The 26442-nt window shown below is 69.0% G+C and carries 24 protein-coding genes and 1 pseudogene; 14 read left to right on the forward strand and 11 right to left on the reverse strand.

The annotated features are described in order from the left end of the window. Positions 1 to 99 precede the first annotated feature (99 nt). Positions 100 to 1788, reverse strand: a complete 1689-nt coding sequence (locus RS85_RS10275; protein ID WP_046013363.1) for an ABC-F family ATP-binding cassette domain-containing protein — start codon at positions 1786 to 1788, stop codon at positions 100 to 102. Between the two features lie 338 nt (positions 1789 to 2126). Between RS85_RS10275 and RS85_RS10280 the strand changes: the two genes are divergently transcribed. Further along, positions 2127 to 3392 carry an endonuclease/exonuclease/phosphatase family protein gene (locus tag RS85_RS10280; protein ID WP_046013364.1) on the forward strand — a complete coding sequence of 422 codons (1266 nt, stop codon included), beginning with the start codon at positions 2127 to 2129 and terminating at the stop codon, positions 3390 to 3392. A gap of 5 nt (positions 3393 to 3397) precedes the next feature. Here the strand turns inward: RS85_RS10280 and RS85_RS10285 are convergent, their stop codons facing one another. After that, entirely contained in the window at positions 3398 to 4054 is a 657-nt protein-coding gene (locus RS85_RS10285; RefSeq protein WP_200894823.1) for an alpha/beta hydrolase, read from the reverse strand. A 71-nt stretch (positions 4055 to 4125) separates the two neighbouring features. Between RS85_RS10285 and RS85_RS10290 the strand changes: the two genes are divergently transcribed. Further along, complete coding sequence (locus RS85_RS10290) at positions 4126 to 4731, forward strand: DUF4916 domain-containing protein (RefSeq protein WP_046013365.1); 606 nt, start codon at positions 4126 to 4128, stop codon at positions 4729 to 4731. Between the two features lie 17 nt (positions 4732 to 4748). On the opposite strand, the gene RS85_RS10295 is transcribed toward RS85_RS10290, so the two are convergent. Beyond that, positions 4749 to 5816 carry a threonine aldolase family protein gene (locus RS85_RS10295; protein WP_046013366.1) on the reverse strand — a complete coding sequence of 356 codons (1068 nt, stop codon included), beginning with the start codon at positions 5814 to 5816 and terminating at the stop codon, positions 4749 to 4751. An 88-nt stretch (positions 5817 to 5904) separates the two neighbouring features. Between RS85_RS10295 and RS85_RS10300 the strand changes: the two genes are divergently transcribed. Beyond that, positions 5905 to 7410: an MFS transporter gene (locus tag RS85_RS10300; RefSeq protein WP_082087583.1), complete on the forward strand. Its 1506-nt coding sequence runs from the start codon at positions 5905 to 5907 to the stop codon at positions 7408 to 7410. A gap of 43 nt (positions 7411 to 7453) precedes the next feature. Here the strand turns inward: RS85_RS10300 and RS85_RS10305 are convergent, their stop codons facing one another. After that, complete coding sequence (locus tag RS85_RS10305; RefSeq protein WP_046013367.1) at positions 7454 to 8089, reverse strand: SDR family NAD(P)-dependent oxidoreductase; 636 nt, start codon at positions 8087 to 8089, stop codon at positions 7454 to 7456. A gap of 12 nt (positions 8090 to 8101) precedes the next feature. After that, positions 8102 to 9550, reverse strand: a complete 1449-nt coding sequence (locus RS85_RS10310) for a DUF6421 family protein (RefSeq protein WP_046013368.1) — start codon at positions 9548 to 9550, stop codon at positions 8102 to 8104. A 72-nt stretch (positions 9551 to 9622) separates the two neighbouring features. Here RS85_RS10310 and RS85_RS10315 point away from each other — a divergent pair, with 72 nt between their 5' ends. From RS85_RS10315 to RS85_RS10325, 3 genes are all read left to right on the forward strand, one after another. Next, positions 9623 to 10081, forward strand: coding sequence for an Lrp/AsnC family transcriptional regulator (locus RS85_RS10315; RefSeq protein WP_046013369.1), 459 nt, complete (start codon positions 9623 to 9625; stop codon positions 10079 to 10081). A gap of 170 nt (positions 10082 to 10251) precedes the next feature. Then, positions 10252 to 10542 carry a DUF4287 domain-containing protein gene (locus tag RS85_RS10320; protein ID WP_046013370.1) on the forward strand — a complete coding sequence of 97 codons (291 nt, stop codon included), beginning with the start codon at positions 10252 to 10254 and terminating at the stop codon, positions 10540 to 10542. Positions 10543 to 10627: 85 nt separating this feature from the next. Continuing rightward, positions 10628 to 11623, forward strand: a complete 996-nt coding sequence (locus tag RS85_RS10325) for a 1,4-dihydroxy-2-naphthoate polyprenyltransferase (RefSeq protein ID WP_046013371.1) — start codon at positions 10628 to 10630, stop codon at positions 11621 to 11623. Positions 11624 to 11678: 55 nt separating this feature from the next. On the opposite strand, the gene RS85_RS10330 is transcribed toward RS85_RS10325, so the two are convergent. Both RS85_RS10330 and RS85_RS19705 read right to left on the reverse strand, forming a co-directional pair. Then, positions 11679 to 11963 (reverse strand): DUF4229 domain-containing protein, encoded by a 285-nt coding sequence (locus RS85_RS10330; RefSeq protein WP_046013372.1) that lies wholly within the window; start codon positions 11961 to 11963, stop codon positions 11679 to 11681. A 22-nt stretch (positions 11964 to 11985) separates the two neighbouring features. After that, entirely contained in the window at positions 11986 to 12924 is a 939-nt protein-coding gene (locus RS85_RS19705; protein WP_160298621.1) for a hypothetical protein, read from the reverse strand. A gap of 106 nt (positions 12925 to 13030) precedes the next feature. Here RS85_RS19705 and RS85_RS10340 point away from each other — a divergent pair, with 106 nt between their 5' ends. The 6 genes from RS85_RS10340 (at position 13031) to RS85_RS10365 (ending at position 20808) form a co-directional block, all read left to right on the forward strand. After that, on the forward strand, positions 13031 to 14821 hold the full coding sequence (locus RS85_RS10340) for an ABC transporter ATP-binding protein (RefSeq protein ID WP_046013374.1): 1791 nt from the start codon (positions 13031 to 13033) through the stop codon (positions 14819 to 14821). Between the two features lie 99 nt (positions 14822 to 14920). After that, complete coding sequence (locus RS85_RS10345; protein ID WP_046013375.1) at positions 14921 to 15901, forward strand: glycosyltransferase family 2 protein; 981 nt, start codon at positions 14921 to 14923, stop codon at positions 15899 to 15901. Next, a complete protein-coding gene (locus tag RS85_RS10350) occupies positions 15898 to 17256 on the forward strand; it encodes a polysialyltransferase family glycosyltransferase (protein WP_046013515.1) in 1359 nt (452 codons plus the stop codon). The genes RS85_RS10345 and RS85_RS10350 overlap by 4 nt, the downstream gene beginning before the upstream one ends. Before the next feature lie 2 nt (positions 17257 to 17258). Continuing rightward, positions 17259 to 18455 carry an acylneuraminate cytidylyltransferase gene (locus RS85_RS10355; protein WP_046013376.1) on the forward strand — a complete coding sequence of 399 codons (1197 nt, stop codon included), beginning with the start codon at positions 17259 to 17261 and terminating at the stop codon, positions 18453 to 18455. Between the two features lie 95 nt (positions 18456 to 18550). Then, positions 18551 to 19423: an N-acetylneuraminate synthase family protein gene (locus tag RS85_RS10360; protein WP_046013377.1), complete on the forward strand. Its 873-nt coding sequence runs from the start codon at positions 18551 to 18553 to the stop codon at positions 19421 to 19423. Next, positions 19420 to 20808, forward strand: coding sequence for a DUF6716 putative glycosyltransferase (locus tag RS85_RS10365; protein WP_052703525.1), 1389 nt, complete (start codon positions 19420 to 19422; stop codon positions 20806 to 20808). The genes RS85_RS10360 and RS85_RS10365 overlap by 4 nt, the downstream gene beginning before the upstream one ends. Positions 20809 to 20894: 86 nt before the next feature. On the opposite strand, the gene RS85_RS10370 is transcribed toward RS85_RS10365, so the two are convergent. Continuing rightward, positions 20895 to 21674 carry an ABC transporter permease gene (locus RS85_RS10370; protein ID WP_046013378.1) on the reverse strand — a complete coding sequence of 260 codons (780 nt, stop codon included), beginning with the start codon at positions 21672 to 21674 and terminating at the stop codon, positions 20895 to 20897. Beyond that, positions 21671 to 22744, reverse strand: coding sequence for an ATP-binding cassette domain-containing protein (locus RS85_RS10375; RefSeq protein WP_046013379.1), 1074 nt, complete (start codon positions 22742 to 22744; stop codon positions 21671 to 21673). The genes RS85_RS10370 and RS85_RS10375 overlap by 4 nt, the downstream gene beginning before the upstream one ends. Positions 22745 to 22805: 61 nt before the next feature. Between RS85_RS10375 and RS85_RS10380 the strand changes: the two genes are divergently transcribed. Beyond that, positions 22806 to 23792, forward strand: a complete 987-nt coding sequence (locus RS85_RS10380) for a helix-turn-helix transcriptional regulator (RefSeq protein ID WP_046013380.1) — start codon at positions 22806 to 22808, stop codon at positions 23790 to 23792. Here the strand turns inward: RS85_RS10380 and RS85_RS10385 are convergent. Continuing rightward, a complete protein-coding gene (locus RS85_RS10385) occupies positions 23752 to 24714 on the reverse strand; it encodes a hypothetical protein (protein ID WP_046013381.1) in 963 nt (320 codons plus the stop codon). The genes RS85_RS10380 and RS85_RS10385 overlap by 41 nt on opposite strands. A 137-nt stretch (positions 24715 to 24851) precedes the next feature. On the opposite strand from RS85_RS10385, the pseudogene RS85_RS19505 reads away from it, so the two are divergent. Next, positions 24852 to 24927: pseudogene (locus tag RS85_RS19505) on the forward strand. Between the two features lie 69 nt (positions 24928 to 24996). Here RS85_RS19505 and RS85_RS10390 read toward each other — a convergent pair. Beyond that, positions 24997 to 26370, reverse strand: coding sequence for a hypothetical protein (locus RS85_RS10390; RefSeq protein ID WP_046013382.1), 1374 nt, complete (start codon positions 26368 to 26370; stop codon positions 24997 to 24999). Positions 26371 to 26442 lie beyond the last annotated feature (72 nt).

Here is a 26442-nt window from a genome sequence, read left to right on the forward strand (position 1 = left end):
GACGGCGCGACGACGGATGTCGGTGGCGTGCGAGGAGTTCTTCTCGAAGGGTCAGCCCTGCCTGCGCTCCCACCCTCGGCAAACGCCACGGCTCCGCCGTCAAACTTCCCGCAGTGCGCCGCCGGCCTCGATCTCGAGTGTGAGGTCGAGGTCGAGCCGCGCGAGGAACGCGTCGTCGTGGCTCACGACGAGCACGGTCCCGCGATAGGCGCGCAGCGCCTCGACGAGCTGATCGACCGTGTCGAGGTCGAGGTTGTTCGTCGGCTCGTCCAGCACCACCAGATGCGGCGGCGGATCGGAGAGCAGCAGCTTCGCCAGAGCGACGCGGAACCTCTCACCGCCGGAGAGCGCCGACACCGGGCGCTCAGCCGTCGCTCCGCGGATGAGGAACCGGGCCAGCCGGTTGCGCAGCTCCTTCTCGGGCACCTGCGGGGCGGCATCCGCGATGTTCTCGAACACCGACCGGTGCTCGTCGAGCCCGTCCACACGCTGCGGCAGGTAGCCGATCCGGTCCGTGAGGGCCTCGGCCTGCAGTGACGGCCGTTCGGTATTCAGCAAGAACTCGTAGAGTTCGGCCGAAATCGCCGGATCCGCGGAGTCCGGGCGCATTCTTGCTGAATTGTGCACAGCCACCTCGGCAGCACTGCTCACGAGTCGCTCCAGCAGCGTCGTCTTGCCGGCCCCGTTCCGGCCGATCAGCGCGACGCGCTCGGGGCCCTGGATCACCCAGGCCCGCTCCTCGTCGGCCAGCACGGCGATACGACGCGAGCGGGACACCTGCGGATCAGGCAGTTCGATCTTCATCGACGCGTCCGAGCGCACGCGACGCCCGGCCTCGTCGAGGCTGGCGCGGGCAGCATCCTCCTTCGCGCCGACTTCGGTGCGGAGCTTGCCCGCCGACACTTCCGCCGCCATCTTGCGGCCGTGCGCGACGATCTTCGGTACCCGTTTCTCAATCTCAGCCTTCTTCGCGGTGCGCGTGCGATGCGCGAGCTTCACCTCGGCCTCGATGCGCTGGCGCTTCTCCTTGCGGAGTGCTTGGGCCGCGGTGACCTCGGCCCGCCTCGCGGCATCCTGCTCGGCATCCAGCCAGGCGCGCCACTCGGAGTACGGGCCCCCGAAGACGCTCAGCGTCTGGGCGTACAGCTCCGCCGTGTCATCCATCAGCTCGAGCAGCGACAGGTCGTGGCTGACGGCGATCAGCGTGCCCTTCCAGGCGCGCACCATCGCCGCGAGTGCGGCACGTGCGTCACGGTCGAGGTTGTTGGTCGGCTCGTCGAGGAGCGTGATCGGCGCGCGCCGAAGACGGATGCCGGCGATCGCGACCAGCACCGCCTCGCCGCCGGACAGCTCGCCGATCCGGCGATCGAGGAACTCCGGTGCGAGGCCCGCTTCCGCGAGGGAGGCCTCGGCGCGCGCCTCGATGTCCCAGTCGTCGCCGACCGCGTCGAACTGCGCCGGGTCGACATCACCGGCGCCGATCGCGCGCACCGCGTCGAGCGCCTCGGACACGCCGAGCAGGTCGGACACGCGGCGGTCGACGTCGAGCGTCAGCTGCTGCGGGAGGTAGGCCACCTCGCCGGATGCCGTGACGACGCCCGACGTCGGCTCGAGGTCTCCGGCGATCAGGCGCAACAGCGTCGACTTGCCGGCGCCGTTGCGGCCGACGAGACCGGTGCGGCCGGAGCCGAACGCTCCGGAGAGGCCGTCGAGGGCGACGGAGCCGTCCGGCCAGGCGAAAGTCAGTCGGTCGAGGGTGGCCGACGGGTGAAGGGTGGGCTGTGACATGGGTGTCTCCTGTCGAGTGCGAGGGTGCACTGACACCGGAACCTCGGTCGCGAGCCGCGAAGGGTCGGAGCGGAGGCGGAATGTCCAAGAAAGGCGGGAGGATCCCCGAAGGGGATGGGTCCCTGAGCCTGTCGAAGGGTCGTCGGGTCAGCGCGCGGAAAGAGAAGCGCGGAGGCGACGGATCAGATCAAAGGACTTCCAGACACGGCGGACAGGACACAGAGACGATACCCGGGCGTGTCGCGAGTGCGCAACCCCGGGCGTGTCGAGGTCAGGGCTGGTGGGCAGTTCACCGGACGGTCTTCTCGATGTCACCGGTCGACGCTACGGTGGGCCGCATGAAGACGACCCATCGCCGCGTCGCCGCCGCAGGCCTCGCCGCCGCGCTGCTGGCGACCGCCCTGACGGCGGTCGCCACCACTCCCGCATTCGCGGCCGAGCCGCGACCGACGAAGACGGAGGCGGCCGACGTGCGATTCGCCACTTTCAACGCCTCTCTCAACCGCAACACCGCGGGTGCGCTCGTCGCAGATCTGTCGGCACCCGGCAACGACCAGGCGGATGCCGTCGCCGAGATCATCCAGCGCGCTGCACCTGATGTCCTCCTCATCAACGAATTCGACTACGACGCGGAGGGCGCGGCGCTGCAGCTGTTCCACGACAACTACCTGGCGGTGCCGCACGGCGACGCAGACCCGGTCGAGTACCCGTACCGGTACACCGCCGCGGTCAACACCGGAGTCCCGAGCGGGTTCGACCTCAACAACGACGGCACGGTCGGCGGCGGAGATGACGCCTGGGGATTCGGGCTGTTCCCGGGGCAGTACGGCATGGCCGTCTACTCGAAGTACCCGATCGATGAAGAGGCGGTCCGTACCTTCCAGAACTTCCGCTGGGCGGACATGCCGGGAGCACTCCTCCCCGACGACCCGGCCACGGCTGCCCCGGGCGACTTCTACTCCGAGGACGAGCTCGCCCGGTTCCCGTTGTCGAGCAAGTCGCACTGGGACGTGCCGATCCGGGTGTCGAAGAACAAGACCGTGCACTTCCTCGTCTCCCACCCGACTCCGCCGACGTTCGACGGAGCAGAAGACCGCAACGGCACCCGCAATCACGACGAGATCCGCTTCTGGGCCGACTACATCTCGGGCGGGCGCACGGCCGACTACATCGTCGACGACGCGGGGAATCCCGGCGGACTCGGCGGAGGGTCGCTGTTCGTCATCGCGGGAGATCAGAACGCCGATCCGAACGACGGAGACTCCACGGGTGGGGCGATCGACCAGTTGCTCGGGCATCCGCGGGTGAACACGAAGTCGGTGCCGGCGAGCGGCGGCGGTGCAGAGGCGTCTGCCTTGCAGGGCGGAGTGAACCTCTCGCATCTCGGCGATGCCGCTCAGGACACCGCCGACTTCTCCGAGCCTCCCGGCAACCTGCGCGTCGACTACGTGCTGCCGAGCCGACAGATCAAGGTGATCGACTCGGGTGTGTTCTGGCCGACGTCCGAGGACCCACTGTCGTCGCTGACCGGCACGTACCCGTTCCCGTCGAGCGACCACCGGCTCGTCTGGGTGGATGCCGATGTTCCCGGAGCGAAGCGCTGACGCTGTCAGGCTGAGAGCGCTCCGTCCCGCCACTTGGTGAGGAAGACATGCACGTCGGCGAGCTCCTCCTCGGAGATGCTGTGCGTCAGCCCCGTGTACACGCGTCCGGAGAGCTCGGAGTGATCGGGCAGCCACTGCGCGGTGTGGTCGACGAGCGCGGGAGGGATGACGTCGTCGTTCGTGCCTCGCCCCCAGAAGACGGCGGGGCGGAGTTCGCGGAGCTCGTCGTCGCGGGGCAGTTCGCCCGGTGACACGTAGCCGCTCAGCGCGGCCACGGCGCCGAAGCGCTCGGGGTCCAGGCGCAGGGCCTGCAGGGCGACGGCCGCGCCCTGGGAGAACCCGAGCAGCGCCACCGACGGCGCGTCTTCTGCGGCGGCGGCGAGCCAGTGCAGGAAGGCCGACGCGGCTGCGGTCACCGCGTCGGGACTGCGCCCATCGAGCCCATCGATCGCGTACCACGAGCGGCCCGGCATCGGCCACGGCGGAGCCAGCGGAGCGGCGACGGATGCCACCGCGATGCCCTCCGGAAGGTAGGGGACGAGGCCGAACAGGTCGTGCTCGTCGGCGCCGTAGCCGTGCAGCAGCACGAGCAGCGGCATCCGTCCTCTGTCTGTCGACGACCATCTGGTCGCCGTCTCGTCGATGATCAGGTTCTCGCTCACACCGATATCCTGCCAGCGGCATCCGACGCGCCCCACCCCGTAAGGTCGGGCGCGGCTGGTAGAAAGGACACATGTCCGTCCGTACACCTGATCCCGAGCCGGAGCCCGAAGACGACGGTCTCGGCGCTTTCCGCGATACGAATCCGTCGGCACCCGGATCCAACCCCGGGTGGCTGAGCGACATCGAGCTCGAAGAGGCTCGGCGTCACCTCCCGATGCTGTACGTCGAGGCGATACCGGTGCGCACCGACGGCTCGGGGCAGGTGACCGAGATCGGCATCCTGCTGCGCTCGACGCCGATGGGCGAGATGACCCGCACGATCGTGTCGGGGCGCGTGCGCTTCGGCGAGACCATCCGCGACGCGCTGTTCCGCCACGTCGAGAACGACCTTGGCCCGATGGCCTTCCCCCTGCTGCCGCCGCAGCCGCTGCCGTTCACGGTGGCGGAGTACTTCCCGATGCCGGGCGTGAGCGCGTACCACGACGACCGTCAGCACGCGGTGTCACTCGCTTTCGTGGTCCCGGTCACGGGCACGTGCGAGCCGCGACAGGATGCGCTCGAAGTGACCTGGTTCCCGCCGGAGGCCGCGGCGTCCGACGCGGTCGCGGCCGAGATGGAGGGCGGGCGCGGCACGCTCATCCGCCTGGCTCTCGCGAACCTCGGGCTGCTGCGGTAGCTCCTACGCGCTGACCGTCAGGCGCGGGTGAGGCGCGAGAGCTCTGCGACGAAGGCGTCGACGTCGGACTCCTCCGTGTCGAAGCTGCACATCCAGCGGACCTCGTTGCGTACGGCATCCCAGTCGTAGAAGCGGAACGACTCGCGGAGACTGTCGGCGACGCCGTCGGGCAGCGTCGCGAACACGCCGTTCGACTGGGTTGGCTGGGTGAAGGAGACACCGCGGATCGAGCCGTCGACGATGCCCGCTTCGACCTCCGAGCGCAACCGGGCGGCCATCGCGTTCGCATGCCGCGCGTTGCGCAGCCACAGGTCTCCTTCGAGCAGCGCGATCAGCTGCGCCGAGACGAAGCGCATCTTCGAGGAGAGCTGCATGTTGAACTTGCGTGAGTAGGCCAGGCCTTCGGATGCCGCGGGATTGAGCACCACGATGGCCTCGCCGAGCATGGCGCCGTTCTTCGTGCCGCCGAAGCTGAGCACGTCGACGCCGGCATCCCGGGTGAAGGCGCGCAACGGCAGATCGAGGGCGGCGGCGGCATTCGACAGTCGGGCACCGTCGAGGTGCAGCTTCATGCCGCGCTCGTGGGCGTGGTCAGCGATGGTGCGGATCTCGTCGGCCGAATAGAGGGTGCCGAGCTCGGTGGACTGCGTGATCGAGACGACCAGCGGCTGGGCGCGGTGCTCGTCGCCCCAGCCCCACGCCTCGCGGTCGATGAGCTCGGGGGTGAGCTTGCCGTCATCGGTGGGGACGGTGAGGAGCTTGAACCCGCCGATCTTCTCGGGCGCACCGCCCTCGTCGACGTTGATGTGCGCGGATGAGGCCGCGATCACCGCACCCCAGCGCGGCAGCATCGACTGGAGGCCGGTGACATTCGCTCCGGTGCCGTTGAACACGGGGAACGCCTGCACACCCTCGCCGAAGTGGGCCTGGAAGACCTCCTGCAGACGCACCGTGTAGGCGTCCTCGCCGTAGGCCACCTGGTGCCCGCCGTTCGCCGCGGCGATCGCCGCGAGGACCTCGGGATGGATGCCGGAGTAGTTGTCACTGGCGAATCCCCGGATCGCGGGGTCATGCGTAAGGCTCACCGCACAAGCCTATGTCCCGGCGGGCCGCGCAGGCTCTCGGGACGAGCAGGGGTTACGGATGTCGGAGGGTCGCCCTACCCTCGTACGCATGGAGCGCACCGCAGCGAAGACCGCCTTCGCCAACGTCCTCGTCAACACGCTCATCGCGAACGTGACGACGAGCTTCCTGTGGTTCGCCCTCACCTTCTGGGTCTACATCGAGACGCAGTCGGTGCTCGCGACGGGGATCATCGGCGGCGCGTACATGCTCTTCATCGCGTTCTTCGCGATGCTGTTCGGCACGATCGTCGACCGGCATCGCAAACACAGGGTCATGCTGCTCTCCAGTGTCGTCTCCGCCGCGGCGTTCCTGATCGCCGGTGCGCTCTACGTCTGGCAGGGCGAAGCGTCGCTGCTCGATCTGGGCGGCCCGTGGTTCTGGCTGTTCTCGGCCTTCATCCTGTTCGGCGGGGTGATCGAGCAGCTGCGCAACATCGCGCTGTCGACCACGGTGACGCTGCTGGTGCCCGAAGAGAAGCGGGTGAACGCCAACGGCCTCGTCGGCACGGTCCAGGGGCTCGCGTTCCTCGTGACGAGCGTGTTCTCGGGCCTGTCGATCGGTTTCCTCGGAATGGGGTGGACGCTCGCGATCGCGATCACCGCGATGGCCGTCACGTTCGCGCATCTGCTCTTCATCCGCATTCCCGAGAGCACGCCGAAGCCCGACCCGAACGGGGCGAGCGCTCTCGACTTCCGAGGCAGCGTGCAGGCGATCCGCCTCGCACCCGGGCTGTTCGCCCTGATCATCTTCTCGACCTTCAACAACCTCATCGGCGGCGTCTACATGGCGCTGATGGACCCCTATGGTCTCACCCTCTTCGACGCGCAGACCTGGGGTTTCGCGCTCGCGTTCGCCTCGACCGGATTCCTGATCGGCGGCGGTCTGGTCGCGAAGTTCGGCCTCGGTCCGAAGCCGATGCGCACCATGCTGCTCGTCGTGATCGCGATGGGTCTGCTCGGCTCCGTCTTCATGCTGCGCGAGTGGTGGCCGCTGTACGTGATCGGCATGTGGATCTACATGGCGCTGGTGCCTCCGGTCGAGGCCGCCGAGCAGACCGTGATCCAGAAGGTCGTGCCCTTCGAGCGTCAGGGGCGCGTCTTCGGCGTGGCGGCCGCGATGGAGGCTGCTGCCGCTCCGATCACCGCGTTCCTGATCGCCCCGATCGCCGAGTTCCTGATCATCCCCTACATGGACAGCTCGGCGGGGCAGCAGCAGTGGGGCTGGCTGCTCGGCGAGGGCGAGGCTCGTGGCATCGCGCTCATCTGCCTGTTCGCCGGACTCGTCATGGTGGTTGCCGCGACTCTGGCCTTCTTCACGCGCTCGTACCGTCAGCTCACCGAGCTCTACGCGACGGCCCCCGACCCGGCGCCGCAGCAGAAAGACGGCGAGGCGGATGCCGAGGCGGCGCCGTCACACGATGCCGAGGCGGGACACGGACCGGCCGGCGGAGCCGACGGCGCCCGAGCGGAGCGCACCGACTCGGGGACCCGCGTGTTCGACGCCCCCGCGCCCATCCGCGGACTGCCGCCGGCGAAGCCCGACGACCGCGCGTGACCGCGCGCCAACGCGCGTGACAGACGCAGGGTCAGAGCCCGCGTCAGAGGTCGATGATCCGGTCGTTGAGGTCGGCGGCATCCGCACCCCACAGCGTGAGAACTGCGGCGGCCAACGCGTCCGGCTCGAGAGCCTTTGCCCGGAAGACGACGGATGCCGCACGCAGCGGCTCCCCGGCATCCCGCGCGGCCTTCGCATACCCCTGGGCGACGGCTCGAGCCCAGGCCTCGCTCGCGGCCTTCACTGCGGCGTAGTTCGCTCCGCCGGCGAGGGGCCGCGCGACGGCCGTCGAGGATACGATCGCGAACCTTCCGGCATCCGCAGCGCGCAGCGCCCCGTCGAAGGCGCGGCTCGTCGCACGCACCGCGTCGAGAGCCGGCATCAGGGCCTGGAAGTCCTCATCGGACTGCCCCGCGAGCCCGCCGCCGCCGCGCCAGCCGCCCACGAGCGACACGACGCCGTCGACCGTGCCGAGCCGCTCCGCGAGAGCAGCCATGTCGCTCTGCGCCGCGGCGTCGGCGACGACGACCTCTGCTCCGGCATCCGCCAACGGTTGCAGGCGCTCCGACGAGCGTCCGGTCGCGATGACGCGGGCGCCGTCGGCGAGCAGCGCCCGCGCGACGGCGAGCCCCGACGCGCTCGTGGCGCCCGCGAGGACGATGGTGCGCTGCTCGCTCATCAGAGAGTCACGTCAGTCGTCGGTCCCGCGGATGCCGACGGTCGACTCGATGACCGGCTTCATCTTCTTGTCGAGCGCCTCGAAGAACATCGACAGCGGGAACTCGTCGTCCAGCACCGTGTCGGTGTAGCCCTTCGGTGCGCCGGAGAGGATCTCGTCCGACAGTCCCCGCGCCCAGTTCGACGCCGGGTGAGGCGTGAGCACGCTGCGAACCAGGTCGTAGGCCGCGAGCCAGTGCGCCGTCTTCGGGCGGTCGATCGAGCGCCAGTACAGCTCGTCGATCGCATCGCCCAGTGCGACGACGGCATCCGGCACGCCATCCCAGTCGAACGCCAGCTGTGTGTCGGTCCAGTGCAGCACGCCGCGCTGATGGAGCCAGGCGAACAGCAGCTGGCCGCCGAGGCCGTCGTAGTTGCGCACGCGCGAACCGGTGATCGCGAAGCGGAAGATGCGATCGAAGATCACGGCGTACTGCACGAGACCGGCCTGGTCGAGCGTCTCCCGCTCGATTGCCGAGAGCTCATCGGCCGGGCGTGCAGCCAGCGCGCGTTCGATCTTGACCGACTCGCGGAACGCGGTCAGATCGCAGCGCAGCTCTTCCAGCGAGTAGAGGAAGAACGGCATCCGCTGCTTGATCATGAACGGGTCGAATGGCAGGTCGCCACGCATGTGCGTGCGGTCGTGGATGATGTCCCACATCACGAACGCCCGCTCGGTCAGTGCCTGGTCGTCGAGCATGGCGGCGGCGCGTTCCGGCAGGTCGAGCTTGGTGATGGCGGATGCTGCGCGGGTCACGCGCCGGTACCGGGCGGCCTCGCGGTCCTGGAAGATCGCGCCCCAGGTGAACGACGGGATCTGGCGCATCGCGACGGTCTCGGGGAACAGCACGGCCGAGTTCGTGTCGTACCCGGGGGTGAAGTCGATCAGGCGCAGCGAGACGAACAGCTTGTTGCCGTAGTCGCCGGCCTCGAGCGCGGCGATGAACTCCGGCCAGATCGTCTCGACGATCAGCGCCTCGACGAGGCGGTCGCTCGAACCGTTCTGCGTGTACATCGGGAACACGACCAGGTGACGGATGCCGTCGACACGGTGCTGCTGCGGCTGGAAGGCCACGAGCGAGTCGAGGAAGTCCGGCACCCCGAAGCCCTCGGCCGCCCAGCGGTCGAAGTCGACGACGGACGCTGCGAGGTACTCGGCGTCGTGGGGGAACGCCGGGGCCAGGGCGCGGATGCCGCTGGTGATCGCGGCGACGAGTTCGCGGGCGGCCACGTGATGTGCAGCATTCGGAATCGAGCCGTCCTTCACCTGGAGCTCGCGGATCGCGATCGCGGCATCCTTCAGCTGTGCCCAGGCCGCAGACTGCTCGGCGCCCTTCGACAGGCTCAGGGACCCATCCTCGACGACCTCGGGTTCGCCGACGATGGCCTGTGCAGCGGAGCTGTTGGCGGAAATGATGGACATCGGGACCTCCGATCCTGAGGAATGCCGGAAACTTTCCGGTCATAACGGATTGCTGACGATAATCTTACATCCATGGATGATTCTGTCGACCGCGCGATCGTCGCGAAGATCGCGCGCGACGGCCGCGCGACACTGTCCCAGCTGTCCGAGGCGATCGGCCTCTCGGTCTCTGCCGTGCAGTCGCGTCTCCGCCGCCTCGAGACCCGCGGAGTGATCGCCGGCTACCGGGCGATCCTCAACCCCGAGCTCGTCGGCACGCCGCTGTCGGCGTTCATCGAGATCACGCCCCTCGACCCTGCTCAGCCCGACAACGCCCCGGAACTGCTCGAGCATCTCGATGCCATCGAGGCCTGCCACTCGATCGCCGGCGACGCCAGTTACATGCTGTTCGTGCGCGTTGCCTCACCTCGCGCGCTCGAGGAGCTCGTCCGCGATGTGCGCACGGCCGCGAACGTCAGCACGCGCACGACCGTGGTGCTCCAGACCTACTACGAGCACCGGCCGATCATCCCACTCGCGACCGAGGCGTAGTCGCCGGCCTGCAACTTCTGCGGCCAATCCCAACTTCGGCGGCCTTTTCCAGCGCACGAGGCCGCAGAACTTCGGGATGGCCGCACAACTCGGGCCCGGTGAGCCGCCGAACCCGCCTCACCCACCATCATCCAGACGTTCCTCGACGAGGACTGAGCACCAGGAGCACCATGTCCTTCCAGGCATACCTCGACAAGGTCGAGACCCAGACCGGCCTCACTCCGCGGCAGTTCATCGCGCTCGCCAAGGAGCAGGGCTTCGACGAGACCACGAAGTCCACCGTCGTCCTCAACTGGCTCAAGGAGAACTACAGCCTCGGGCACGGCCACGCGCAGGCGATGGTGCACGTCATCCTCAAGGGCCCGAAGATCAGCGATAGGCACGTCGGCACGGGCGGATCCCACGGCGACGCCTCCGACACCCTCTGGCTCGACGGCAAGGACACCAACCCGAATCCGTGACGCATCGACGAGCTCAGCGACCCATCGAGTGCGTTCCTGAGCCTGTCGAAGGGCCCGCATCGACGCGGCCAGTAGGATTCCCAGCGTGGCAGCATCCTCACAGCGCAAGAAGAAGAGCACGAGCACGAAGCGCACCCCGGCGCGCACCAGCGGCAACCCGGCGAAGCGCATCGGCGATCCGGCGAAGCGTGCGGTCGTCGAAGCGGGGCCCGTCACCGTATCCGACTGGATCGGCGCCGCGCGCCTGCGCACCCTGCCGCTCGCGATCGCACCCGTCGTCATCGGCACCGGAGCCGCGCGCAGCACCGGGCCCGAATTCCACTGGGTGATCGCACTCGCCTGCCTCGCGGTCGCCGTGCTGCTGCAGATCGGCGTGAACTTCACGAACGACTACAGCGACGGCATCCGCGGCACCGATGCGCACCGTGTCGGTCCTGCGCGCCTCACGGCCTCCGGCCGCGTGAAGCCGCGCACCGTGCTCATCATCGGCCTGATCTTCTTCGCCCTCGCCGCCGCCGTCGGCATCGCGATCGTCGTGCGCACCGAGCAGTGGTGGATGCTCGCCGTCGGAGCCGCATGCATCGTCGCGGCCTGGTTCTACACCGGCGGCAAGCGCCCCTACGGATACTTCGGTCTCGGCGAGGTTTTCGTGTTCGTCTTCTTCGGCCTGGTCGCCACCCTCGGGACGACGTGGGTGCAGGTCTTCGAGCTGCCGCAGCAGGCGTGGCTGGGAGCGATCGCCGCCGGTCTGTTCGCCTGCGCCGTGCTGCTGGCCAACAACCTCCGCGACATCGACCAGGACCGCGAGGTGGGCAAGCGCACACTGACCGTGCTGATCGGCCGTCGCGCGACCCAGGTGCTGTTCACGCTCTTCGTGCTCGCGCCCTTCGGGATCGCGATCTTCCTCGCCCTGCTGTTCCCGATCGCCTGGATCGCGCTGCTGGCACTGCTCGCGGGGCTCCCCGCCATCCTGATCGTGTGGACCTACCGGCAGCCGAAAGAGCTGGTCATCGCCCTCGCGCTCACCTCGCTCACGGCGCTGCTGTACGCGGGTGCGCTCTTCTGGGCCTTCGTCGGCTGAGGTCGGCATGTGCGCCGGTGAACGGGCTCACCTCACGAAGCAGCCAGATCGAGCGTCAGACTCGCGGGTCACCGTCGATCGCGTCGTCTTCGGCTTCGGCATCCGCCTGGCTCGAAGAGGTGCGGCCCGCGCGGCGCTCAGCCAGGCGCGTGGACGCGTCGGTCAGCGGCGCGCGCAGGAACAGCAGCGAGATGCTGAAGCCGATGAGCGCGGCGAAGATCGCGGCCAGCCACCAGAACTCGCGGAAGATCGGGAAGAAGAACCACAGGATCGCGAGCGGCAGGAGGAACGCCAGCAGCCGCAGCACGGTGTAGACGAGGAAAGGCGCAGGCTTCTTCACCCGGACAGTCTACGTTCGCCGGCTATGAGCTCTCCGACTCTCCGACCGACCGGCCCGACCCCCAGCCGTCGATGCCGAGGCGGCTGAACGGGATGCCCCGCACCACCCGTTTCCACGGGTGCTCCCCGAGCGACCACAGGAGCTTCTCGTCGAGGTCGAGCGCGAGGTCCTCGCATCCGACCGGCAGCGAGACCGGGTCACGTTCCAGCGCATCGCGCCGGCCGCGCCAGAGGATGCCGGGACGCATCCGATCCGACTGCGAGACGAAGTGCTTGTCGCCCCACCGGACCGCGCCCTGCATCGAGCGGATGCCGGGGGAGAAGTGCGCCTCCACCCCTTCGAAGCGCGCATCGTCGCCGTCGGGGATCGCGAACTCTCCGATCCGCCCCTTGTCGTCGGTGCGGTATTCGCCGATGAGGACCCGGCGCAGCGGCTCGCCGTTCTCGTCGAACACCCGCCCGAGGTAGGAGCAGCGGAGATCCACCGGGTGCACCTTCGTGCGCACCGCGACCATCGCGGTCGCCCGCCAGCCGCGCCCGCGTGAGCCGGCGAGACGGCGGGCCTCGGAGCCGCGCACGCGGCGGATGTCGGCGAGGTCGAACTCCCAGATGCCGCGTCCGGTCGCCGCGACGAACAGGCGGTCGTCGAACCAGGCGAGTCCGCCGGCGTGGATCGGAGCGGGCGCGAGCTCGCCGTCATCGCCCTCCACGGCGAGCAGCACGTCGAGGTGTCGCGAGCGCTCCAGGTCAACGAAGGCGACGCGCGACGCGAGGTGCTTCCTGTTGCGGTCCTGCCGGAACCAGCTCACGGCCAGGGTGCGGTGCCCCCGCCAGAGGCCGAGGTCGATCCCCTGCGGGTACCAGCGCTGCGTCCACGAGCGGGCGCTGAGCCAGCGCAGATCCACGGTGTCGCGGCGCTTCTGGCGCACGGGGCGCCAGATCGATCCGAAAGGCCAGAGCATGCTGACCATCGTCGCCGATCGGATCGCGCGATGCGAACCGGCGCCGAAGACTTTCACTCTCACTCGTATATTGCTATGCCGCAGCACTGCTGTTTACCTGACGTGCATGACCTCACACCCGCCGACATCGCGCGAAGTCTCGGTGACGAGGTTCTTCGCACTGATGAAGCCGGCGGCAGGGACCATCGCCGCAGCCACACTGCTGAGTGTGATCGCGGCCGCCGTCTCGCTCGTACAGCCGCTGGTCGTACGTGACGCCTTCGACCGCTTCGAACGGAGCGAGAGCCTCGGCGGGCTCGTTCCGGTGATCGTGGTCCTGTTCGTCTTGGAGGCCGCCCTCGGGGCACTCCTGACGTATCTTCTCGGTCGCAGTGGCGAGCGCATCGTCTTCGCTCTGCGGCGCACCATGGTCGGGCGTCTTCTGCGCTGGCCCGTCGCGAGCCACGAGCGCTTTGAAGTCGGCGACCTGATCTCGCGCGTGAACGCCGACACGGGTGCCATCCGCGGCGCCATCGCGACCAGCCTGAGCGAGTTCGTCTCGGGGATCGTCGTCTTCGTCGGTGCGGTCGTGCTGATGCTGTTCATCAGCCCACTCCTGCTCCTGGTCACGCTTGCCTGCCTCGCCGGTGCGGTCGTCATCCTCCTCCTGGTCGCCACCGGAATCATGCTCGCGACCATGCAGTCGCAGACTGCTCTCGGCCGCCTCAGCGCCGGGCTGGAGAGCATTCTGCGAGGCGTCCGCACGGTGAAGTTGAACAACGCCGAACCCCGGGAAGCACAACGGCTCGGTGAGAGCCTTGATCAGACTCTGTCGGCCGGTGTCCGCCTGGCGAAACTCGAAGCGATGCTCTCGCCCGCGACGACGGTCGCCGTACAGGTCGCATTGATAGTCGTGCTGTGGATTGGAGGCGCTCGAGTTGCGACCGGCGAGCTCTCGCTTGGCGACCTGATCGCCTTCTTGCTGTACCTCCTCTATCTCGTCTTTCCGATGGCATCGATGTTCTCGTCGTTCACCAGCTTCCAAGCCGCGCGCGCAGCGCTCGCCCGCGTCGATGAGGTTCTGGACATCGAAACGGAGGCGATCGACGTCGAATTGGATGCCCCCCTGCCGACCCCTCGGGTCGTACCCCCGCTCGAGCGAAGCCCGGACCGTGATGGTCTCGGCGTCGAGGTCGTGCTGCGGGGCGTGAGCTTCTCCTATCCCCGGCGGCGCACCGTACGTGTTCTCGATGGCTTGGATCTTCACGTCCCGCGTGGCTCGTGCGTCGCATTGGTCGGGCAGTCGGGTGGAGGCAAGTCGACGATCCTTACGCTCCTGGCACGCCTGTACGACGTCGATTCCGGGGAGATCACCATCGGTGGGACTGACATCTCGCAGCTGCCGCTCCCGCAGCTACGTGGTCTCATCGGTTTCGTCGAGCAGGATTCACCCGTCATGAGCGGATCGATCGAGGACAACCTGCGTTACGGGGCGCCGAACGCCACTGACGTCGACATGCGGGATGCGCTGGAGAAGACGAACCTGTCGGATTTTGTACGCGACCTGCCCGACGGCCTGGAAACCCAGATCGGCACCGGCGGCGTTCTGGTCTCCGGCGGTCTGCGGCAGCGCATCGCGATCGCTCGGGCGCTGCTCCGCAAGACCCCGCTGCTGCTCCTCGATGAGATCACGGCCAATATGGATGGCGAGAACGAAGGTCACCTGAATACAACGTTGGAGCGGCTGCGTGGAGATCACACGGTGATCATGGCGGCGCATCGTCTGTCGACGATGCGTCGTGCCGACGAGATCCACGTCGTGGCACGGGGAGAGGTCCTGGCGTCAGGGCGGCATGAGGACCTGCTCAAGGAGTCGCTCGAGTACCGCTTGCTGGCGACGTCTCAGATCTTCGATTGACGAGCGCGACGCCCGAGACACCGCGCGTTCACCTCCGCGTCCCCGACAGGCAAGAAACGCCTGAGACCATGCGGCTCACCGCCGACCACCGGGAGATCTGTGCGCACGCCCCTCGTCACCGTCATCCTGCCCGCCAAAGACGCCGGCGCGTACATCGGGACGACACTCGAGACGCTGACCCGTCAGTTCGACGACCCGGCCGCGCTCAAGCTCGTCGCGATCGACGACGGCTCGCGCGACGACACGGGAACGCTCATGCAGCGGTACGCGGAGCGCTTCGGCAGCGCCGAGGTGATCCGCAATCCGAAGCCGCGCGGCCTGGCCAGCGCCCGCAACCAGGGCCTCGCGCATGTCGAGGGCGACGCGTTCTGCTTCCTCGACGGCGACGACTGGATGCAGCCGCGGCGGCTCGAGGTGCTGACCTCGCGACTCGCAGCCCTCGGCTGCGACTTCCTGCGCACCGACCACGTCACGGTGACCGAGGGGCGCCGTGCGATCGTCCGCGCCCCGCACCCGTGGCGTGAGCAGGCCACATCGCCGCGCCAGGCCATCCTCCCCGAGGACGAGCGGACGATGGTGGACTATCCCTTCGCCTGGGCAGGGATCTTCCATCGCCGGATCATCGATCGCGGCCTGGCCGCGTTCCCTCCCGGGCTGTTCACGGCTGAGGACCGGCCGTGGATCTGGAAGCTGCACCTGCAGGCCGAATCGTTCGCGGTCGTCGACGCTCCCGCTCTGCTCTACCGCCGCGGAGTCGCGACCTCGCTGACGCAGGCGCGGGACCGCCGCCAGCTCGACTTCGTGACCGCGATGGATCAGGTGCTCGACATCGTCGAACACGATCACGAGGCCGAACGCTTCCGTGCCAAGGCGGTGTGGACGGCTCTGGCCCTGAGCTCCCGCCACCTCGTGCGTGCTCGCCGCATGCGGCCGGCCCTCCGCGCCGAGATGCGCGCCGGCATCCGTGACATGCTCGGCCGACTGCCCGCCCCCGAGGTGCGCGATGCGCTCGCGAGATTCGAGGGGTCGCGCCGCCGCGTTCTCGCGCGCATCCTGCGTCAGGCGGGGTGGGCGGCATGACCCAGCTCTTCGCGCTGCACAGCGCCTACGGTCTTGCGACCGCCGCCGCCGCGATCGACGCGGGGCTCCTCGGCGACCCGTCGGTGAAGAGCGCGGATCGCGTCCTCGTGCCGTTCACCTCCTCGCGGGTCCCTGAGACCACGGTCGGGATCGCCGCGGATCCGGCTCTGCGCTCGCTGCGGCAGCGTTTCGATCGCGTGGAGGAACTCGAGGCGGTCCTCGGCCCGCTGCATCCGAGTTCCTGGGAGCCGGCCATCGGCGATCTCCCGGTCCTCGAACGGCTGCTGACCCGGGCCTGGGGTCTTGATCCACACGATCTCGAGCTGTTCGTGCAGAGTCCGCAGGTGGCCCCCGCCCGCACGCTGATGTCGCTGTTCCCGCATGCGCGCATCACGATCATCGGCGACGGGTTGATGACCTACTCGCCGATGCGGGTGCGGCTGCCGTACACGGTCGCCGCCCGCATCGAGCGGGTCGTGCACGCCGACGTCGTCCCCGGGGTGCGTCCGCTCGTCGGATCGCCGCGTGCCGAGGTCGTCCCCGTGCCGCCGGAGAGCTTCCGGGCGGTGCTCTTCGAGACGGATGCCGTCAAGAACGATGCCGCGCTCGATTCGGATCTTCCGACCGTGCTGGTTCTCGGGCAGTACCTCTCGGCGCTGGGTCTCATGACTCCCGCGGCGGAGATCGCCCTCCAGCGAGACATGATCGACCGAGCCGCCCGCTGGTCGCCACGGCGCATCGTCTTCAAGCCGCATCCGGCGGCCCCGCCGCTGCTGACCGACGCGGTGCGCGCGCGTGCCGAAGGGCACGGCATCGAGTTCGTCGAGTACCGCGGCGCGCTCGCCGCGGAGCTGCTCGCGGAAAGGCTCGACGCGGTGGCGGTCGTCGCGGGGTTCTCCACCGCCCTGCCGACTGTCCGCGCGCTCTTCGGCCGCAAGATCGGGGCGGCGGGCACCGAGGCCGTGCTCCGCGCGCTGTCCCCGTTCGAGAACAGCAACCGCATCCCGGCGACGATCGTCGACGCCCTCACCCGTGAGGACTCGCCGTACGCTGATCCGGAACGACTGCAGCTGCTGGTCGACGCCGTCGGCTACGCGATGCAGCCGAAGATCGCGGGGCATCTGCGCGGGCGGGCCGAGGCTCTCCTGCACGGCCTCGATCCGGTCGAGCGCGATCGGTACTTCGCGCCGGAGCGGTTGTCTGCGCTGCGTCTGCCCGGCGCCCCGGAGGAGCGGATGCTGCATCGCGTGCTGCGCCCGGCCGGAGGGATCGGCAGGGTCGAGGAGTGGCGACTCACGGTCATCGGCGCCCAGCGGCGCGTGCGACGTGCGTGGCGAGTGATTCGAGGGAGATGACGATGGCGGACAGCACGATCGCGAACAGCTCAGTGCCCGGACACGACGCAGAGCTACGGACGGTGGCGATCATCCCCGCGCGCGGCGGATCGAAGCAGGTGCCGCGCAAGAACGTGCAGCGAGTCGGCGGTATCCCGCTGATCGAGCGCGCGGTGCGGGCTGCGCTGGCCGCCGAGGGCGTGGATCTGGTCGTCGTGTCGACAGACGACGCCGAGATCGCGGCGGTGAGCCGGGCCGCGGGCGCGCAGGTGGTCCGCCGGCCGGCAGAGATCTCCGGCGACACCGCGACCTCGGAGAGCGCGATCCTGCATGCCCTCGACGAGCTCGAGGCGCAGGGCGAGCAGGTCGACATCGTGGCCTTCCTGCAGGCGACGTCCCCGTTCATCCCGAGCGACGCCCTGTCGGCGGCGGTCGACGACGTCCGTGCCGATCGCGCCGACAGCGTCTTCTCGGCCTTCGAGACCTACGGATTCCTCTGGCGCCGTGACGACGCCGGTGCTGCTGTCGCGATCAACCACGATGCGGCGCATCGCCCTCGGCGACAGGATCGTGAGCCGCACCACCTCGAGACGGGCGCGTTCTATGTGTTCCGCGCCGACGGCTTCCGCGAGCATCGCCACCGGTTCTTCGGTCGCATCCGTCTGGCCGAGGTTCCCGAGTGGACCGCGATCGAGATCGACGACGAGCAGCAGCTCCGCATCGCCCGTACCCTGGCCGTGCTCCACGAGGCGCCGGAGTCGATCCCGGTCCGTGCCGTCGTCACCGACTTCGACGGCGTGCACACCGACGACACCGCGATCGTCGACGCCGATGGAGGCGAGCGCGTGCGCGTCAGCCGTGAAGACGGCATGGGGGTGGCCCTGCTCCGGCGATCCGGCATCCCGATGCTGATCCTCTCCACCGAGGTCAATGCGGTGGTCCGGGCCCGCGCCGAGAAGCTCCGGGTCCCGGTGCTGCACGGCATCGACGACAAGGCGGCAGCACTCACGGACTGGGCAAGGGAGAACGGAGTGGGCCTCGCTGACATCGCGTATCTCGGCAACGACGTCAACGACCTCGCCGCGATGCGCCTCGTGGGCTGGCCGATCGCCGTCGCGAACGCGCATCCGCTGGTCCTCGAGGAGGCGCGTGTCGTCCTTCGTCGTCGTGGCGGGGAAGGCGCCGTCCGCGAACTCGTCGAACGGGTGTTGTCGAGCTGACCGCCGCCGGTAACCCTCCGGACGCACGGTGTTCACCCCCGGCGCGTACCCAGGAGGGAAGGGCCTCTCGAGGCCGTTCGACGACCGGAGGAATCATGACTGTCAGCATCGGCTCGCGGGTGATCGGCGGAGGCCGTCCCGCCTACGTCATCGCAGAGATCGGCCTGAACCACAACGGCGACGTCGACATCGCGAAGCGCCTGATCGACGTCGCTGCCCGCGCCGGCGCCGACGCGGTGAAGTTCCAGAAGCGCACCCCGGAGATCTCCACGCCCGAGCACATGCGCGACGTCCCGCGTGAGACGCCGTGGGGCACCATGACCTACCTCGACTACCGTCGCCGCGTCGAGTTCGGCCGCGACGAGTACGTCGAGATCGGCGACCACGCCACGATGCTGGGTCTCGACTGGTTCGCCTCGCCGTGGGATGTTCCGAGCGTCGGGTTCCTCGAGGAGCTCAACGTCGTCGCGCACAAGGTCGCCTCGGCGAGCCTCACCGACACCGAACTGCTCGTCGCCCTGCGCGAGACCGGCAAGCCCGTCATCCTCTCGACCGGGATGTCGACGATCGAGCAGATCGATCGCGCGCTCGACACGCTCGGCACCGACCGCGTGGTGCTGATGCACGCCACTTCGACGTACCCGCTGGAGCCGGAAGAGGCGAACCTCCGGGTGATCTCGACGCTCCGGGACCGCTACGCCGGTGTGCCGGTGGGCTACTCCGGCCACGAGCGCGGACTGCAGATCTCGCTCGCCGCGGTGGCCCTCGGGGCGGTCGCCGTGGAGCGCCACATCACGCTCGACCGCACGATGTGGGGCTCCGACCACGCCGCCTCCCTGGAGCCGGCCGGTCTCGAGCACCTCGTTCGCGACATCCGCGTGATCGAGAAGGCGCTCGGCGACGGCGTCAAGCGGGTGTTCGACAGCGAGCGCGCGCCGATGGCGAAGCTCCGCCGCATCCCCGCATGACGGATGCCGCGGGCATCCGCGTCGTCGCGATCGCGGATGCCGATTCCTTCGTGAAGTGGTCGGCCGCGCTCCTCGGCGCGGTCCCGGGACTCCGGCCTCACCTCCTCCTGGTGCGCACGCCACTGACCGCGAGTGTCGCGCAGCAGCGCACGGCGGTCGCGGGCACGGGCCTGCAGCCGGAGGACATCACCCGGGTGAGCTTCGCCGAGACGGCGGGGTGGCTCGAGGGGCAGCGCCCCGACGTGGTGCTGCTCGCGGGTCGCGGGCCGTTCGTCCGGCTGATGGGACGCGTCATCGACTCGCTGACGCACCGCCCGGTGACCGTCTCCGGCCTCCCCGGCATGGCGATCCCCGCGCAGCGCGGAGCGCTGGACTACCGCCGGCACACCGATCTGCTCGTGGTGCACTCCCACCGCGAGGAGCGCGCGTTCGCCGAGCTCGGCGAACACATCGGCGTCTCGATGTCGACCGCGCTCGCCACCCTGCCGTTCGCGAGGAGACGTCAGCGGATGCTGCGCCCGGCGCGGGTCAGCATCGACGCGCTCGCGGCGGGTGGCGGTGGCGTCGCCGTGGCCGAGCGGCCGCAGCAGCCGACCGCCGTCCGACGACCGGCCACCGACGTCGTGTTCGCGGCGCAGGCCCTCGTACCGGTCGCGCACGAGCACCGAGCCGAGATCGCGGCGATGCTGGTACGTGCGGCGGAGGCCGACCCGAACCGCCGCGTCGTGGTGAAGCTGCGCTCTCGCCCGGGGGAGTCCGAGACGCATCTCGAACGAGACCCCTACACGGCGCTCCTCCCGAGCCGCCGGCCGCGTAACCTCAGCTACTCGTACGACTCGATGGCGACGGCGCTGGAGAGCGCAGCCGGTCTCGTCACGGTGAGCTCCACCGCGGCGATCGAGGCGACGGCCCTCGGCGTCCCGGTCATCGCCCTCGACTCCTTCGGGGTGAGTAAGAGCCTCCTCAACACGGTGTTCGTGGGCAGCGGCCTGCTCGGCGGCCGGAACGAGGTCGTGGCCGGCCGGTTCCGGCATCCGCACCCGGACTGGCTCCGCGACAACTACTTTCACGCCGAGTCCGAGTCGAACTGGTGGCAGCGCGTGCAGGAGCTCGTGGCGATGCGCCGGGCGGGCGCGCTGCCGGCTCGGCGAGTGCCGTCTGCACGGGCCGGGATGCTGCATGACGCGTGGCACCGGGCGAGCGTGCTCGGGCGAGAGGACCGCTCGCTCAGCGGAAACCTGGCTCTGACCGTCGGTGCTCCGGCGACGCGCGTGCTGTCCGCCGTGCGGCGACGCCGTGAATCTCCCGACGGCGGCACCTGGGCCGACGCGTCGAGCGACTTCACGCTCGAGCCGAACCCGTTCCACGACTCGATCCGGCGCTGAGCCTTTAGCGGAGACGCGAGAGACGCCAGGACACGCGGCGCGGAGGAATACCCCACGGCGTGTCCTGGCCTCTTCTCACGGGCGAATCAGTTGCTGCGTTTGATCGCCCGCACTCCGACCACGAGTCCGACGACCGCCACAGCCAGCGCAGAGACCCAGCCCCAGAGCACGGTCGGATCGCCGAGGTCTCCGGAGAACAGCGCGCGTTCGGCCTGCACGACCCAGTTCACCGGGTTGACCGCCGCGACCGCGCGCATCCATTCCGGGGCGTCGTCCAGCGGCAGCAGCATCCCCGAGAGGATCAGCAGCGGGAAGATGAGCGCCTGCTGCACGCCCCAGAACAGCCACTCCCGGTCCTTCGTCGCGAGCGCCAGCGAGTATGACAGCGATCCGAGGCCCACGCCGAACACGGCGAGCAGCGCGAGACCGATCAGCAGCCCGGGGATGTCGGCGGCGAAGCCGAACGGCCAGGCGATCAGCACGATCACGAGCGCCTGCACGACGATCGGCGTGATCTCCTTGAGCGCGCGGCCGACGAGCAGCGACGAACGGGCGAGCGGGGCGACAAGCGTGCGCTCGTGCGAACCGGTCATCATCTCGTACTGCAGGTTCGAGCCCGTCGCGCCGGTGCCGAAGAGCACGATCATGACGAGCACGCCCGGCACGAACCAGGCGAGTGTCTCGCCCGCCGGCTCACCCGAGTCTCCGATCAGCAGGGGAGCGAACAGCCCGAGGAAGACCAGGGGCTGCAGCAGGCTGAAGATCAGCGTGAACGGGTCGCGCAGCACCGGCTTGAGCTCGCGGGTCAGCACGTTCCTGGTCTCGCGCGCGAGGTTCGGGCGCACGAGCGTGTCGATGGCGGTCATGAGAGGACTCCTGTCCTGCGGTTATCGGATGTCTCGTGGTTCTCGGATGCGGAAGCGGCGGTCGCCGCATCGACTGCGGATGCTTCGGCTTCGGCATCCGTCCCCTCGCCGGCTTCCCGCAGGGTGCGTCCCGTCAACGCGAGGAACACGTCGTCGAGGGTGGGCGGCACACCGGTCGCCCGGGTGACGGAGATCCCCGCCGCGTCGAGCTCGCGCACGACGATCGGCAGCAGCCGGTCGCCGTCCGGCACGGCGAGCGAGATGGCATCGCCGTCGAGCGTGACCTCGGCCGTGCTGAGGCGGGCGACCACCGGACGGGCGGATGCTGCGGCAGCGGCATCCGCGAATCCGAAGGTGAGCACGTCGCCGGCGAGCGTCGCCTTCAGGGCGGTCGCGCTGTCATCGGCGATGATGCGCCCCTTGTCCATGACCATGACCCGCTCGGCGTAGCGGTCGGCCTCTTCGAGATAGTGCGTGGTGAGGAACACCGTCGTGCCGTGCTGCGTGCGCAGGTCGAGGATGTGCTCCCAGAGATTCGCCCGGCTCTGCGGGTCGAGACCGGTGGAGGGCTCGTCGAGGAAGATCAGCGGCGGCGCGTGCATCAGCCCGAGGGCGATGTCGAGTCGGCGCTTCTGTCCGCCGCTGAGCTGCTGCACGCTCCGCGTCGCGAAGGACGACAGATCGAGCGACACGATGAGCTCGTCCGCCCGCCGCGCGCTGTCACGCTTCGACATCCCGTAGAACGAGCCCTGGCTGAGCAGCTCGTCGCGCACGCGCTGCGAGAAGCTGCCGCTGGTGAGTTGTCCGACGTAGCCGATGCGGGCGCGCACGCCCGCGGCATCCGTCCTGATGTCGTGGCCGACCACGCGGGCCGTGCCGGCCGTGGGTGGGATGAGGGTGGTGAGCACGCGGAGACTGGTGGACTTGCCGGCTCCGTTCGGACCGAGGAACGCGACGAGCTCGCCGCGCACCGCGGTGAAGGAGAGGTCGGTGACAGCTTCGACCTTCTTCTTCTTGACGGTGAAGACCTTGGTGAGGCCTTCGGTTTCGATGATGGTTTCGTTCGACATGCTCCGACGATAAGAGGCAACCCGGACAGATTCTGTCCGCATCATCTGACAATCTGGAGACATGTCCGACACCACCACCCGCGCTCTTGCCCTGCTCAACCTGCTGCAGACGCATCGACACTGGCCGGGCACCGAACTGGCCACGCGCCTCGGTATCACCGAGCGCACGGTGCGCCGCGACGTCGATCGCCTCCGCGAACTCGGCTATCGGGTCGAATCGACTCCCGGTGCCGCCGGCGGCTATCGGCTCGAAGCAGGGAGCGCGGTACCGCCGCTGCTGCTCACCGACGACGAAGCGGTGACGATGGCGATCGGGCTGCGGGTCGCGGCGACGCAGCAGCTCGTCGGCGGGCCCGAGGTCACGCTCACCGCACTCGCGAAGCTCGAACAGGTGCTGCCGCAGGCGCTGCGTCGTCGCGTGAACGCGCTCGCCGCATCCGTGCAGGCGCCGCGTATCGGAGAAGGTCCGGTCGTCTCGCCCGTGGTGCTCGGCGAGATCGCCCTCGCGACCCGCGACACCGAGCGGCTGCGCCTGCGGTACGTGGATGCCACGGGGGAGGAGAGCATCCGCCGCATCGAGCCGCACGCGCTCGCGCCGTCGGGGCGCAAGTGGTTCCTGCTCTGCTGGGACCTCGACCGCGACGACTGGCGCACCTTCCGTGTCGACCGCATCGACGCGGTCGAGCACACGCGGGTGCTCTTCACCCGGCGCGAGATCACCGAGGCCGAGATCGAGGAGCGCGTGCTCGTCGCATCGTCGTGGTCGCCGCAGAAGCTCGAAGGAGACGCGGTCATGGAGCTGTCGCTCGCCGAGATGCAGGAGTACTTCGGTCACTGGGCGCAGGGTGCGACGGCCGAGGATGCGACGCACACCCGCTGGCCGATCGGCGGCTCGGACTGGCGGGAGGCGATGTATGCGTACCTCTGGATCCCCGAGGGCGTCGAGTACTCGATGACCTTCCCCGAGCCGGCGCGCGCGGAACTCCGCGAGGCGGTGGAGCGGATGCTCAGGGCGCTGGATCGCCCGGAACCGGCTCCGCGGGGGTGAGGTCGACGGCCAGCCCCGGCGGATCCTCGTTCTTCCAGCGCTGGAAGGTCTGCACCCACCAGAACCAGGCGAACAGGCAGAGCGCGATCACCTCGCCGATGAGCACGACGGGGAATCCGCGCAGCTGGTCGCGCAGGACGAACGCCGCGACGAGCAGCAGCAGGTCCGCGATCATCAGCCGCGTGACCCAGCGGTAGACGGTCTTCTGTCGCTCCGATGGCGGAGTCTCGCCCTCGTCAAGCGGCTCTCGCGACATCAGAACGGGGACGGCGGCGAACGTGCCGAAGAAGAGAAGCGTCACGAGGAAGTGGATGCTCGAGGGGAAGGGCCAGAAGTTGAACGGGAAGTCAGCGTTCAGGGCCGGGACGAAGGCCAGCACCGCGATCACGACCGCTGTCACGACGGCGATCGCCGAGACGAGGCCAGCACCGGGCACCCGAATCCTCATCGTGCGCCGGATCACCGCCATCGCCACGACGACCGTCAGGACGACGACCAGGTAGGCGACGACCCCGGCGCGTACATCCCCCAGATACGGCGCGGGGATGCACTCGGTCTCACCGGGGCAGGAGAGTGCGTCGACGGGGCGATCGGCGTCGATGCCCGTGGGGATGAGCGCGATCAGCGGCGCGAAGATCGCCGAGATGTCGAGCAGCACGGTCGCGCGGTTGCGTCCGGAGAGGGCGAGGAGCGCGAGAGATGCCGCGATGAGCGTGCCGACGAACACGCTCCGGGCGGATGTGTAGAAGTAGTGGCTCAGCGAGGGGAGCGGGTCCCAGCCGAGTGCGAACGGCTCCCACGACACGACCACGGTCTCGATCGCCACGCTCACCAGCAGCGCGAAGACGACGAACACCAGCGACAGTCGAAGGTAGCGATGCGTCTTCTGCCCGGTGGTCGCGGTGTCGACGGCAAGGAACATGCCCGAGACGGTACACCGATATTCCGGATGACATCCGCCGACGCGGCGCGACCGGGAACGTCATCGTCCGACTCATCGGGTTATCTCAGGCAACGATCCTGGTCATTCAGGTCACGGCCGGGTAACGTCATCCCCATCGCGGCGATCCGGGCGGTCCCGGGCCTCAGCTCATATCTGACGGCGTTGCGGGTTCGACTCCCGCCGTCGCGTCCACTCGTGCCACACGAAGAGCCGCGACCCCGTGCGACACGGGACCGCGGCCCTTCCGGTTCACGCAGATCGTCAGTTCAGCGTGAACGTCGTCGTCTGCGTGTTGCCCGCGACGTCGTAGACGACCAGCGTGTTGGTGCCGGTCACCGTGCCGAACGTGCCCGGCTTGACGAAGTTGACGTCGGACCAGGCGTTGTTCGTGAGGTCCTTGACCTTGCCGTTGATCGTGACCTTGTCGATCTTCCCGGCATCCGACAGCTTGAAGCTCACGAGGTCGTAGGCGCCGTCCGCGCCGACCGTGAACTTCTCGCCCGTCTTCACGGTCGCCTTCGGCGCGGTCGCGTCGATCGTGAAGGCGAACGACTTCGTCTGCGAGATCTTGCCCGTGACATCCTGCGAGTTGTACTTGACGGTGTACTCGCCATCGGCCAGAACGACCGTCGCCGTGTGCGATGCGCTCGTACCGGTGACCGCGGTCTGCGTGCTCTTGACGAGCGTGCCGCCCTGGTAGATGTTGGCGACGATGCGCTTCAGCCCCGTGTCATCGGTTGCATCCACCTGCACGTTCAGCGCCGAGAACGGACCGGCGGTCGTGGGGGAGACGAGAGTGGCGGTGGGCTTGTGCACGTCCGGAATCGGCTCGAGGGTGATCGTGAAGGCGGGGTTCCAGAAGTAGTTCCACACTTCGGTCGAAGAGAACCAGTAGGCGCCGTCGCGCTCGGTCACGGAGAAGGCGCTGTTGTCGCCCGCGGTGACGTCGGCGACCCGGAAGCCAGCGGGAGGCGTGACCCGCACCCCGAGCTCGCCGGGGAGGTGACGGATGTACCCCGAGGGCTGGAACGCCTCGTAGGTGCCGGGCTGGAAGTCGTACTCCGTCGCCGGGTACCAGTCGTCGCCCGAGCCGAGCTCGACGGTCGCGAGTCCGGAGGCGGGCGACCCATCGACGTTCACGACGTTCGCGACGAGGCGCAGCGCCGACATGCCGATCAGGCGCTCCTCGCCGTCCGCGTCGATCTCGATGTCGAGCACGCCCTGCGGACCGAAGTACTCGGCCGTCGCGAGGCGGGTGATCTCGGTCGCGTCCGTCACGCCGGTGGCGTCGAACAGCACCTCGCCGGGAGGGTTGTTCGGGTAGCCCAGGTAGAGCTTCGCCGGACCCACCGGGATGTCGGTGAAGCGGTAGAGACCATCGGCATCCGCGCTCAGGTAGTGCCGGGTGCCGTCGACGTCGATCAGCTGCGCCGCGTGCGAGGTGTTGAGGCGGTCGACGTCGCCGCTCGCGGCCGTCTTGCTCGTGTCGTACAGGCCGTCGGCATAGCGGTCGTCGAACCGCGTGACCGTGAGCGAGCCGGTCGTGGCATCCGAGGCATTCGTGTCTTCGGCGAGCGCGGGCAGTGGCGCCGCGATCATGGCGGTGGCGAGGCCTGCGGCCGCCCACCCCGTCATCCTGCTGATTCTCATGTGCATCCCCAGTGTCGAGCATGGTGTTCAGCCGGACGGTCGCCGGCTCATTCCTGA

The sequence above is a fragment of the Microbacterium sp. SA39 genome, from assembly GCF_000967865.1.
Lineage (GTDB): Bacteria > Actinomycetota > Actinomycetes > Actinomycetales > Microbacteriaceae > Microbacterium.